Origin of the sequence: uncultured Negativibacillus sp. (assembly GCF_944388365.1) — a bacterium.
In the GTDB taxonomy this organism is placed as follows: Bacteria; Bacillota; Clostridia; order Oscillospirales; family Ruminococcaceae; genus Negativibacillus.
In genome coordinates, this window is the sequence record NZ_CALXIN010000058.1 from 1 (window position 1) to 11,505 (window position 11,505).

Annotated in this window: 12 protein-coding genes and 3 pseudogenes; 12 read left to right on the forward strand and 3 right to left on the reverse strand. The window is 51.2% G+C overall.

What is annotated here, in order from left to right; genetic code table 11:
• The 11 genes and pseudogenes from Q0L39_RS08150 to Q0L39_RS08190 all read left to right on the forward strand — a co-directional run.
• On the forward strand, positions 1-486 hold a 486-nt coding region (locus Q0L39_RS08150; protein WP_296628233.1), incomplete at its 5' end, for a 4Fe-4S binding protein.
• Positions 487-512: 26 nt separating this feature from the next.
• Positions 513-1,442 (forward strand): annotated as a pseudogene (locus tag Q0L39_RS08155) (amidohydrolase family protein); the annotation flags it as partial.
• Between the two features lie 109 nt (positions 1,443-1,551).
• Positions 1,552-1,872: an amidohydrolase family protein gene (locus tag Q0L39_RS11655; RefSeq protein ID WP_366916351.1), complete on the forward strand. Its 321-nt coding sequence runs from the start codon at positions 1,552-1,554 to the stop codon at positions 1,870-1,872.
• Between the two features lie 72 nt (positions 1,873-1,944).
• Positions 1,945-2,121 (forward strand): hypothetical protein, encoded by a 177-nt coding sequence (locus Q0L39_RS11660; RefSeq protein ID WP_366916352.1) that lies wholly within the window; start codon positions 1,945-1,947, stop codon positions 2,119-2,121.
• A 15-nt stretch (positions 2,122-2,136) separates the two neighbouring features.
• Positions 2,137-2,733, forward strand: coding sequence for a selenium-dependent molybdenum cofactor biosynthesis protein YqeB (gene yqeB, locus Q0L39_RS08160; protein ID WP_366916353.1), 597 nt, complete (start codon positions 2,137-2,139; stop codon positions 2,731-2,733).
• A 141-nt stretch (positions 2,734-2,874) separates the two neighbouring features.
• Positions 2,875-3,846 (forward strand): XdhC/CoxI family protein, encoded by a 972-nt coding sequence (locus Q0L39_RS08165; protein WP_296628236.1) that lies wholly within the window; start codon positions 2,875-2,877, stop codon positions 3,844-3,846.
• Between the two features lie 32 nt (positions 3,847-3,878).
• Entirely contained in the window at positions 3,879-4,241 is a 363-nt protein-coding gene (locus Q0L39_RS08170) for a LysR family transcriptional regulator (RefSeq protein ID WP_296628237.1), read from the forward strand.
• 4 nt (positions 4,242-4,245) lie between these two features.
• Positions 4,246-4,872, forward strand: a complete 627-nt coding sequence (locus Q0L39_RS08175; protein ID WP_296628238.1) for a nucleoside-triphosphatase — start codon at positions 4,246-4,248, stop codon at positions 4,870-4,872.
• Positions 4,824-5,909 carry an iron ABC transporter permease gene (locus Q0L39_RS08180; RefSeq protein WP_296628240.1) on the forward strand — a complete coding sequence of 362 codons (1,086 nt, stop codon included), beginning with the start codon at positions 4,824-4,826 and terminating at the stop codon, positions 5,907-5,909. The genes Q0L39_RS08175 and Q0L39_RS08180 overlap by 49 nt, the downstream gene beginning before the upstream one ends.
• Entirely contained in the window at positions 5,854-6,621 is a 768-nt protein-coding gene (locus Q0L39_RS08185) for an ABC transporter ATP-binding protein (protein WP_296628242.1), read from the forward strand. Before Q0L39_RS08180 ends, Q0L39_RS08185 begins: the two co-directional genes overlap by 56 nt.
• A 55-nt stretch (positions 6,622-6,676) precedes the next feature.
• Positions 6,677-7,801 (forward strand): ABC transporter substrate-binding protein, encoded by a 1,125-nt coding sequence (locus Q0L39_RS08190; protein WP_296628244.1) that lies wholly within the window; start codon positions 6,677-6,679, stop codon positions 7,799-7,801.
• Positions 7,802-8,319: 518 nt separating this feature from the next.
• On the opposite strand, the gene Q0L39_RS08195 is transcribed toward Q0L39_RS08190, so the two are convergent.
• The 3 genes and pseudogenes from Q0L39_RS08195 to Q0L39_RS08205 all read right to left on the reverse strand — a co-directional run.
• Positions 8,320-9,249 (reverse strand): membrane dipeptidase, encoded by a 930-nt coding sequence (locus Q0L39_RS08195; protein WP_296628246.1) that lies wholly within the window; start codon positions 9,247-9,249, stop codon positions 8,320-8,322.
• Between the two features lie 120 nt (positions 9,250-9,369).
• A pseudogene (locus tag Q0L39_RS08200) lies at positions 9,370-9,882 on the reverse strand (M20/M25/M40 family metallo-hydrolase); the annotation flags it as partial.
• Between the two features lie 25 nt (positions 9,883-9,907).
• Positions 9,908-10,342 (reverse strand): annotated as a pseudogene (locus Q0L39_RS08205) (diaminopropionate ammonia-lyase); the annotation flags it as partial.
• 843 nt (positions 10,343-11,185) lie between these two features.
• Between Q0L39_RS08205 and Q0L39_RS08210 the strand changes: the two are divergent.
• On the forward strand, positions 11,186-11,505 hold a 320-nt coding region (locus tag Q0L39_RS08210; protein ID WP_296628247.1), incomplete at its 3' end, for an amidohydrolase family protein.

The following is an 11,505-nucleotide window of genomic DNA, read 5'->3' on the forward strand; positions in this document are numbered from 1 at the left end:
TATGCATCGGGCGGCGTTATGGAAGCCGACAATGCAATCGAATATATGATGGCAGGTGCAATGGGAGCCGGCGTCTGCACAGTCGGTATCCTCAAAGGTGTAGAGTACATTGAAAAGATGTGCTATGACCTGTCCAAACGTCTGGCATCGCTGGGCTACGATTCGGTAGCACAGGTAAACCGTGCGGCGCTGAAAAACTTCCCGAAGAAGGAGCACGTCTCCAAGCTCAATTTCAACTTTGAGCCATATCGCGAGGACGGCAGCAAAAAATGTATCGGCTGCAAGAAGTGTGAAACAGTCTGCTGCTACGACGCACGAAAGGTGGAATTCCCTGAGATGAAGCTGGACACCACCAAGTGCAGATACTGCGGACTGTGTCTGGATGTTTGCCCGACCAAGGCGCTGACAGCGACCCTGGCAGAGCAGACCGAGGAAGATCTGGAGCTGGAGAGAAAATCCATCGAATTTAAGCTCAACACAAAATAATCATCCCGGGAAAGCTGGTAGAAACGATGCTGATAAAAAGAGGGTTCCTTGTACAGGAGGACGGTCTGCGTCAGGCCGACCTCAGAATTACCGACGGCAAGATCAGCCAGATTGCTCCGGAGCTGACACCGTTTCCGGAGGAAGAGGTGGTGGACGCCAGCGGCAAATATCTGTTCCCAGGCGGAGTGGATGTGCACACCCATTTTGACATGCCGGCGGCAAACTGCAATACGGTGGACGATTTTGCAAGTGCATCCTATGCGGCAATCACCGGCGGAACCACCACGGTGATCGACATTGCAGAATGTGTGCAGCCGGACTGCCTTGCCGAAGGACTGGAGACCTGGCACAAAAAGGCGGACGGCAACAGCTATTGTGACTATGGATTTCACATGACGCTGGCCTGCTGGAAGGACGGCATGGAGGAACAGGTTCGTCAGATGATGGCGCAGGGCATCTCCTCCTTCAAGGCATACACCGCCTGCAAAGGAGTGATGGGTGTCGATGATACCCAGCTGTATCAGATGATGGAATGTTTGCAGCGGATGGGCGCAGTTCTCTGCGTCCACTGCGAAAACGGCGAGGTGCTGGACTATTTGCAGCAGAAGTACAAAAAGACAGACGCTGCCAATGTGGCATTTCATTCGCTGTCCCGTCCCAATCTGGTGGAAAAGGAAGCAATTTCCCGCGTGCTCGACTTTGCGGCGATGACAGGTGTGACGGTCTATCTGGTCCACGTCAGCACCAACGAAGCGGTGCAGGTGATTGCGGATGCAAAGAGGAGAGGACAGAACGTCTTTGCCGAAACCTGTCCGCACTATTTGCTGCTGGACGACAGCCTGTATCATCTCCCTGATTTTGAGGCGGCAAAATATGTGATGTCGCCTCCGCTGAGAAAGCCGCAGGATCAGCAGGCACTGTGGGAAGGACTTGTAAACCAGGTCATTGATACGGTCAGCACCGACCACTACTCCTTTACCTTCCATGAACAGAAGGCGCTTGGAAAAAGAGGACTTTACCCAGATTCCAAACGGCATTCCAGGTGTGGAGCACCGCGTCGAGCTGATGCTGACCTATGGCATCCTGCACGGACTGTCGCTGGTGGAGCTGTCCAAAAAGCTTGCCACCAATCCGGTGCGGATTTTTGGAATGTATCCGCAGAAGGGCGTTCTGGCACAGGGCAGCGATGCAGACATTCTGATGGTGGATCTGCAGCATCCGCACACCATCACCGCAGATACCTCGGTGCAGAAAACCGACTATACTCCTTTTGAAGGAATGGCTTCCAGAGTTCTCATCGAAAGCGTCTTTTTAAGGGGCAAGCAGGTTGTCAAGGACCATCGGGTGATTGCAGAACAACCGACGGGAAAATTTATGAAACGATAAAACAGGAACATATTTTCCGCCAAACAGAGTGAGAAATCTTCACTCTGTTTGGCGGAAAAAAGGGGACAGACGATGAGAGTTTTGATTAAAGGGGCAGGAGACCTTGCATCGGGAATCGCCTGCCGTCTGCATGCGGCAGGATTTTCGGTGATGATGACCGAGATTGCACAGCCTACCACCATCCGTAAGACGGTCGCTTTTTCACAGGCAGTGTACGACAAATCCGGCTGCCTGGGAGGTATAGAATGATTCCTGGTCGACAGCATCGAGGAGATGGAAGCTGCATTGCAGCAAAGGAAGATTCCGGTGCGGATTGATCCGCAGCTTGCAGACAAGGAAATCTATCATGCGGATGTGTTGGTCGATGCGGTTCTTGCAAAGCATAATACGGGAACGACCATCCAGGATGCAGCGCTTGTCATCGGCGTTGGTCCAGGCTTTACAGCAGGTGTGGACTGTCATGCCGTCATCGAAAGCAAACGCGGCCATTTTCTGGGCAGAGTTATCACCGAGGGAGCAGCCATTCCCAATACAGGTGTTCCAGGGAACATCGAAGGCTATTCGATTCAACGTCTGGTGCGCGCCTCTGCAGAGGGCATCTTCCATCCGGCGGCACAGATCGGCGACTTTGTTAAAGCAGGTCAGACGGTGGCTTACTGCGATCAGACGCCAGTCTATGCGCAGATGGACGGCATGGTTCGCGGCATGCTTCAGGAGGGACTGCCGGTATATCCCAACATGAAGTGCGGCGACATTGATCCGCGCTGTGACAGAAAGCTGATCGACACTGTGTCGGACAAGGCGAGAGCCATCGGCGGCGGCGTTCTGGAAGTGATCGTCGCAAAGATGATGGCGCAGTAGTTTTTCTTTTTTTGACCGGCGAGTTGTTTTGAAAAATAACTCCAAAGCTGCATTCTGCCGCAGCTGAAACCGCTTGGCAGCGGGATAAAACGGCTTGCGAGTAGTTTTGAAAAAGTATTCCAAACAGGAGGAAGAACAACATTGAAAGATATTTTTGAAGCGTTGCTGCAGCATCTGCAAGGCGGTCAGCCGGCAGTGCTGCTGACGGTGGTGGCAGCCGGCGGCTCGACACCCAGAGGAGCCGGTGCAAGAATGTTTGTCACTCCCGACCGGAGGATGATCGGAACCATCGGCGGCGGACGTGCGGAGTATCTGGCAGCACGTCAGGCAGACGCATTATTTGAAAGCAAAGAGGCAGGCGAGGTCTGCTTTGGACTGGAACGCGGCGGCAATGCAGCGATGACCTGCGGCGGAGACATCCGCGTGCTGATGCAGTATCTGCAGCCGGATGAGCAGACGATACAGCTGTTTTGCAATATTTGCAGCTGTATCCGGCAGAGAAAGGACGCCTGGCTGTGCATCAATCTGTCCGAGGATCGAACAAATGTACTGGACATCGGCGGCCAGACTCTGGGAACAGATAAGAGCGCCAAGCCGGTGATTCTCCAGCGCGACGGCAAGGAGTATTACATCGAAAAAATCTCCTCCAGTGCGGCGCTGTATGTCTTTGGTGCCGGCCATGTGGGACAGGAGGTCATTCCACTGATGTCCCACCTCGGTTTTCACACCATTCTGGTTGACCCGCGTCAGGAGCTTGCCAATGCACAGCTGTTTCCGACAGCGGACGAGGTGTACTGTCTGCCCTATACAGAGATTGGACAGCATTTACAGATCACCAGCCAGGACTATGTCGTAGTGATGACCAACACCCACCAGAGCGACCGCGTGGTTTTGGAGCAGGTTCTGCCTTGCCATCCGTTCTATCTGGGAATGATGGGCAGCCGCAAAAAGATTGAGTTTTTGACCAGCAGTCTGCTGGAAAAAAGCTTCACTGCCGAGGAGATCGCACACTGCCACATGCCGATCGGACTGGATATTTTGGCAGAAACACCGGCGGAGATTGCAGTGAGCGTAGCGGCAGAGATCATCGCCTACCGAGCAAAGTATCTGTAATACAGACGGACAAGCGGAAGGAGAGAAGGGTATTGAAACCCAGAATCGTTGTGCGTCTGATGAAGGACAGAATCTTTTTTGGGCCAGGCGTGGAGGAGCTGCTCTCCCATATTCTGGTCTGTGGGTCGATCAAAAACGCGGCCCGCAACATGGGAATGTCTTACAGCAAGGCACTGCGTATTCTCAACTGCGCCGAGGAAGAGCTTGGTATCCTGCTGGCGTATCGCTATCACGGCGGCAGCAGCGGCGGAAAGGCGGAAATCACGCCGGAGGGCGTCGGCTTTTTGCAGGCGTTTCGGGAGTACAATCAACAGATACAGCAATTTGCAGAGCAGACGTTTGAGCGTTATTTTGCGGTAAAACAGCTGCCGCCGCAGGCAAAGGACGGAGAATGAGGACATGCATTTGTTTTTAGAAGGAAATGTGGGCATCGGCAAAACCACGATGATTCTGCAAGAGCTGCACCGCCTTTCGCTGAAGGCGGCAGGCTTTGTCAGTGTGCGGCTGGTGGATGTTCAGGGTGAAACGCTAGCGTTTGCGCTGCAGGATGTCCGCAGGGTGTCCTCCAGTGTGGAGCGCATCGACCGCACCCAGATACCACCGGAACAAATTTTCCTAAAGGGCAGCAGGGAACACCGGAGCGCTGACCTGAGCGTCTTTGCAAGGGAAGAGCAGTTTTTGCAGGATGCCATGCAGGCGGATGTGGTGGTGATGGATGAGCTGGGCGGCATCGAGATGCAGGTGGATGCCTTTTACCATGCGGTCTGCGCCGTGCTGCAATCACAGATTCCCTGCGTGGGAACCTTCAAGAGCCGGCGCAACTTTCAGCACATGCAGCAGCATGTTTCGATTCCTGTCCATCAGGAACGGGCGGAAGAGCTGCGAGGCTGGATGCAGCAGACAGATGGTCAGCTGCTGACCTGTACCACGGAAAATCAAGTGGAGATTAAGCAAAAATTGGAGTGCTTTTTGGAACAATGCAGACGAAGGAACAAAGACAATTTCGAATCAAATTTTCGGCGATGATCGTGCTGCTGCTCATCGTTGTGCTGGCCGCAATTTCCATCGGTCAGTATGCGGTCACACCGTTCGACATGATCAAATCCATATCCAACAGGCTGTTTGATACAGCCTTCCAGTACGATGTCAATACAGACACCATCCTGTATCGGGTGCGGCTGCCGCGCATCCTCTTGGGCATCCTGATCGGCAGCGGACTGTCCTGCGCAGGAGCAACCTATCAGGGCCTGTTCCAAAACCCGATGGTTTCGCCGGATCTGCTGGGTGCTTCCTGGGGAGCAGGCTTTGGAGCTGCTTTGGGACTGTTGTTTGCTCTGCCTTATGTGTGGATTTCGGTGATCGCCTTTGCATTTGGACTGCTGGCGGTGTATCTGACCTACTTTGTGGGCGCGCACTGCAAAGGCAGCAAGAAACTTGGGTTTATCCTGGGCGGCATCATGATCGGGTCGCTGTTTTCGGCGGGAGTTTCCTATATTAAATTGGCGGCGGACCCGATGGATACACTGCCTGCCATTACCTATTGGCTGATGGGAAGTCTGGCTTCGGCACGTCCCAGCGATGTTTATCTGGTGATCGTACCGATGCTTGCCGGCATGATACCGATCGTCCTGATGCGCTGGCGCATCAATCTGCTGTCGCTGGGAGATGCCGAGGCGCGCAGCATGGGCATCCAGGTTAAAAAGACCCGCCTGATCTTTATCTGCTGTGCAACGCTGATTACCTCGGCGGCAGTGTCGGTCAGCGGAATGATCGGCTGGGTGGGTCTGGTGATCCCGCATCTGTCCAGGATGCTGGTTGGAAGCGACAATCGCCACGTCATTCCCATGAGTCTGGTGATGGGAGCGATCTACCTGCTGCTGGTGGATACGGTCGCGCGCACGATTGCAACCATCGAGATTCCGCTGGGAATCCTGACCGCCGTTTTTGCTCTATCTGATTGTGACATCCAACAATCAGGAGTATGGACAGAAGTAGGAGGGATTGTTGTTGGGAGTTTGTATGAGAGAGGTTCGATTTGGCTATACGGACCGAAAAATTCTTGACTCGATCAGCTTTCAGGCAGAACAGGGAAAGCTGCTGTGCGTGCTGGGAAGAAACGGCGTGGGCAAGACCACCCTGTTCCAGCTGTTGCTTGGCTCGCTGAAAGGCTACGAGGGAAGGATAGAGGTCAACGGCAAATCGCTGGAAGAGTATGAGGAAAAGGAACTTGCCAAACAGATCGCCTATATTCCCCAAAGCTATCATCCGGCTTATAACTATACGGTGCAGGATATGGTGCTGATGGGAGTGACGCCGTCGCTGGGAATGTTTGAGATGCCAGGCAAAAAGCATGTCCAGCGGGTGGAGCAAGCGCTGGAAAGCGTGGGTCTGCTGCACCTGCGCCACCAGAATTTCTGCCACATCAGCAGCGGCGAAAAGCAGATGGCGCTGATTGCGCGGGCGATTGCACAGAACACCCGCATCCTGGTGATGGACGAGCCGTCGTCCAACCTGGATTTTGGCAACGGCGTTCGGGTGATGAAGCTGTGTCAAAAGCTGGCGCACCAGGGCTATCTGATTATCCAGTCCACCCACAATCCGCAGCATGTGTTTTCCTATGCGGATGAGGTGCTTGTGCTGGAGGACGGAAAAATATCGGTGCAGGGAGAGCCTGCCAAGTGTCTGGATGAGGAGATTCTCAGCAGAATTTACCAGATTCCAACCAGACTGTTCTACTGTTCAGAATTTCAGCAGAAGATCTGCGTGGCCTTATAAACGGGTGTCCCGTTTCAATAATATATAAATAAGGAAGAAAAGAGAGAAAATGAAGATGTTAAAAAGAGTATTGCCATGTTTGCTGGCAGCTGTAATGCTGCTGACCGGCTGTCAGACACAGTCAAATCAGGAACAGAACACAGCTGATGCACAAACAACAGAAACAACCCAGACAACCCAGGAAACCGAGCAGCCGGAGGAGGCAGAGACCAGAATCTTTGTCGATTCGGCGGACCGTGAAGTGGAGATTCCAACCCAGATCGACAAGGTAGCAGCCAGCGGTGTGCCGGCGCAGATGGTGCTGTTTACCGTCTGTCCAGATAAAATGGTGGGATTGGCGCGCCAGTTCTCGGAGGAAAAGCTGAAATATCTGGACGAAAAGTATCAGAACATGACCGAATTCGGACAGTTCTACGGAAAGAATGCAAACCTCAATATGGAAGCGCTGCTCAAGGCAGACCCGGATGTGATTATTGATATTGGAGAATACAAGGACAGCATCGCATCGGACATGGACGGACTTCAGCAGCAGATCGGTATTCCGGTTGTCTTTATCGAGGCAGACCTGGAAAACTATGATAAGACCTATGCAATGCTTCAGGACCTGCTGGGCGAAGAAGAACCGGCAGCGACCATGGAAGAATACGCCAGAATGACCATCGAGCAGGCCAAAGAAATCTCTGCACAGATCGGTGAGGAGGAGAAAAAGAGCGTCTACATGGCACTGGGTGAAAACGGACTTTCCACCAATGCAAAGGGCTCGTATCATGCACAGATTCTGGAGCTGGTCGGCGCAGAGAATGCAGCGGACACACAGATGGACAGCAAAGGCGGCGGCAGTGAAATCTCCTTTGAACAGCTGATGCTCTGGAATCCAGATGTCATCATCACCGACCAGGAGGACACCTATCAGATGATCCTGCAGGATGAGATGTGGAGCACACTGGATGCTGTGAAAAATGGTCAGGTCTATAAAATCCCGACAGCGCCATTTAACTTTGTCAGCGATCCGCCGTCGGTCAACCGACTGATCGGAATCAGCTGGCTGGGCAATCTGATCTATCCAGAAAAATACAGCTTCGACCAGCAAACGCTCATCGAATTTTCCGACCTGTTCTATCATACCGCACTTACCGAGCAGGACGCACAGGAAATCCTGCTGCACGCAGTGGCAGAATAACTCAAAGAGACACGCCCGTTGTCCTCTCCAAACGGAGAGGACAACGGGCGTGTTTTCATGCTGCTGAGGATCATCAAGCAAGAGGAGCATCTGTTTTGAGGGTTATATCAAAGGGCAGCGTAGAGCGGCATCTATGAGGGTATGGAGCTGATGTAGAAGGAAAGAGGAACTTTCTTACGGGTAAAAAGCAGAGGGCATATATAATAAGGAAGAAAAGAGACGCAGTTTTGTTCCTCTTACGGGTAAAAAGCAGAGGGTATATATAATAAGGAAGAAAGGGGAGCAGTTTTGTTTCCTTACGGGTAAAAGCAAAGAGCATATATAAAGGAAGAAAAGAGGCGCAGTTCTGTTTCCTTACGGGTAAAAGCAAAGAGCATATATAAAAGGAAGAAAAGAGAGAAAAAAGACAAATTGCTTCCTATTATATATAGGAAAGAATTTGTGCAGAAAAAAAGCAGAGTGCCGGTCACGGCACTCTGCTTTTTTTCCTAAAAGGGTATATTGAGGAGGGGGATTGCTTAGTGAATATTTTCTGTAAAGAATCGGAACGCATTTTCAAAGTAGAGTTTGTCGATAATGCGCTGTTCGATTCCCATTTGCAGCAGATAATCTGCAAATTGAATCAGGCCTCTGGGGTGTTCCAGACCGGAGGCAATGGTAATATCGCCGTCATAGTCGGTGCCCCAGGCGATGACATCTTCGCCGCCCAGCTTCAGCATGTGGTAGATGTGGCGGAAGATGCTTTCCTTGCTCGGCTGATCGTTCTCGTCCAGGAATTTGGAGAAAAGATTGACGCCGCACAGTCCTTTTCGACGAACGATTTCGGTAAACTGCGCATCGGTCAGATTTCGTGGGTGGCTGCAGCAGGCGCGCACATTTGAATGAGAGGCGACAAACGGCTTTTCTGCAATTTCCAGCAGATCCTGAAATCCCGCATCGTTGAGGTGGGAACAATCGACGATCATTCCGACCTCCTCCATGCGCTTGACAGCAGCTTTACCGAAATCGGTCAGTCCGCCTTCGGTGTTTGGGCCGGAGCCCAGCTCGTTGGGACCGTTCCATACAAGGCCGCACATCTTGAAGTTGAGCGAAGCAAAGTGATTGATGTTATCCAAATCCTGATTGAAACAGGCTCCGCTTTCGATGGAACGAAGGAACGCCCATTTGTGTTCGAAGGTGATCCGCTGAATATCTCCAACCTGTTCCACCATCTGTGCAAGGTGAGAGACCTTGGAAACAGCATCATTCATGTAGTGGTAGTAGTCATCCACAAAGTCCTTGGCAGCCTGTCCGCGAATATGGTCAGGAACAAAAACTGCCATCGTCTGGACGCCGCCGTCACAATGCTGAATATCCTGGATGTCAAACTGACGGTGATGATGGGCAAAGTCCTCTCCGTGGTCCCGCAGCTCTTCGATGGTATCACAGTGCAGGTCAAACAATTTCATTACATATCCTCCTTCCAGAAGGCAAACGCCTGTTTAAGCTGATCCTCGGGGATGGTCACATAGCCGACGGGAATGATGCAGTCGGTGGCGAGGTACATTTCGCGGGCAAGCTGCTCGCCAATTCAGCTGGGAAGCTTCGCCGATGATGACGTAATCAGGTTTGACATAGGCGCTGATTTCTCTTGCAGCAACGCCCTCAAAACATTCCTCATGGACAACGCCTGCAACATAGATGTCACCAGGGAAGTCATAGTTGAGGTCCTCTGCATAGTAGCTTGCAGCTGCCAGCATGGCGGACAGTGCGCCCTTCATATCCGAGGTGCCGCGGCCGTACATTTTGCCGTCCACAATTTCAGCGGCAAATGGATCGTGGTCCCATGTGGAAGGATCGCCGACCGGAACGGTGTCCATATGTCCATCGAACAGAATCTTTGGATCTGGCTTGCTGCCCTTGATGTGGCAGATGCAGTTGCCGTACTTGTCCACATAAACATCGGTGAAGTGATGAGCATTACAGAAAGCTTTCATCTCCTCCACAACCTTGTTTTCCTGTCCGCTGTAGCTTGGTGCCTGAATCATTTTCTGGGTAAAGGCTACCAGTTCATCTCTTCTTTTGTCAGTCAGCATTGACATGATTGTTCCTTCTTTCCTGTTTCGTTTATTTTTCCAGACCGTTCCATATGATGTTTCTCCAGCGGATCGGGTCGGTGTCGCCCTCGGTGGAGAACAGCAGAACGCGGGAATTCTTGTCCAACTTCAAAGCTTCACGCAGCTGAGCATAGGAGTCATCCTGCATGATGGTTGCCAGTGCACCAAAAGCAGCAGCGCCGGATTCACCCGAGATGACCTGTGGGTCGCCCTTGAGAGGAGCATTGAGCATGCGCATACCCTTTCTTGCGATGCTGTCATCGACGGCAAGGAAGGCAGTGACGTGATTTTTCAGGATGTCCCAGGAGGTGATGTTTGGCTCGCCGCAGCACAGTCCGGCCATGATGGTCGGCATTTCGCCGTCGCAGGTGCGAATCTCGCCGTCGCCAGCAACGGCTCCTTTATACAGACAAGCTGCAGGTTCTGCTTCTACGACGTACATAAGCTGAAAACTACTTCTTTGCCTACAAGGAGCGCAGCCTGCAGTCGGTGTCGGATCATCAGAAGATCATCCGCGCCCTGTCCGAGAAAAATCTGCAGGAGGCAACCGAGCTGATGTATCAAAACTGGCTGCTCAACTATCAGGGCCTGCTGGAATCCATCAAGTAAACAGAACAACGTATAAAAAAGCAGTGCTGCTACGGCAGCACTGCTTTTTTTATGTATGTGAAATTCATGTGTCGATGTTTTGAGGATGAGAGAACGACGAATAATTTAGAATAGTTTACAAAGTTCTATTTTGCTGTATAAAAAATCTGGGGCATATTGAGACAGGTAATTGTGCGGATCGAGGAAAGGGGTGGGGAAAAAGAGATTTTTTCCATAATTTTCCATTTTTTATGTCAGATTGCATATTCCTCTAAAAAATAAGACAGCAATTTGATGATTTTTTATCAAGCGTATTGACAGTTTGGAATTGAGCCGATAATATGTGTATGTGATTTTCAGGACACAAGAGTTTGCCAACCTTTCACAAAGGTTGGGAATTCTTGTGTTATTTTTTTGATAAATTTTCAAATTTTTGATTGTTAGTGCCTGCCTGACAGCGCACAAAGCAATAGATGCCGGTCGAACAAAGACGTTGTTCGAAGGCGGTTCGATTTCTCTCTAGCTTTATCGAATCGCTTAAACTTGTACACTGGCAGAATCTGTTAGTCTGTTATGGACGGCGGGGACAAGTCACTGATATTTGCATTTTGGAAAAATGCTGCGCGCGAAATATTGGCAGATGTGCACCGAAGGTAGAGATATAATAACTAAAATACTAGTAAGAAAGGGGATTATCCTGATGATTACGAAGTTATTGAAAAATGCAGTTATTGTAACAGTAAACCCTGAACGGGAGATTTTCTATCATGGAGCAATCGCCATTGAAAATGACCGTATTGCTGCGATTGGCGACAGTGCGGAACTGGAAGCAAAATACAGCCATGCAGACGAGGTGTTTGATTTTTCCGGCAAGGTGATCTTCCCTGGATTTATCAATACCCACAACCATCTGTTCCAGACCCTGTTGAAAGGCCTGGGAGATGACATGGAGCTGAAAGATTGGCTGTCCAATATGATGTTCCCAGCATCGGTTTATCTGGAACCGGAAGACACCTACCA

Bases quoted from the DNA above. Each gene is read 5' to 3' on its own strand.
- Q0L39_RS11655 (WP_366916351.1), top strand. From the start codon at position 1,552: ATGCTGACCTATGGCATCCTGCACGGACTGTCGCTGGTGGAGCTGTCC.
- Q0L39_RS08180 (WP_296628240.1), top strand. From the start codon at position 4,824: ATGCAGACGAAGGAACAAAGACAATTTCGAATCAAATTTTCGGCGATG.
- Q0L39_RS08190 (WP_296628244.1), top strand. From the start codon at position 6,677: ATGTTAAAAAGAGTATTGCCATGTTTGCTGGCAGCTGTAATGCTGCTG.
- Q0L39_RS08195 (WP_296628246.1), bottom strand. From the start codon at position 9,249: ATGAAATTGTTTGACCTGCACTGTGATACCATCGAAGAGCTGCGGGAC.
- Q0L39_RS08175 (WP_296628238.1), top strand. From the start codon at position 4,246: ATGCATTTGTTTTTAGAAGGAAATGTGGGCATCGGCAAAACCACGATG.
- Q0L39_RS11660 (WP_366916352.1), top strand. From the start codon at position 1,945: ATGAGAGTTTTGATTAAAGGGGCAGGAGACCTTGCATCGGGAATCGCC.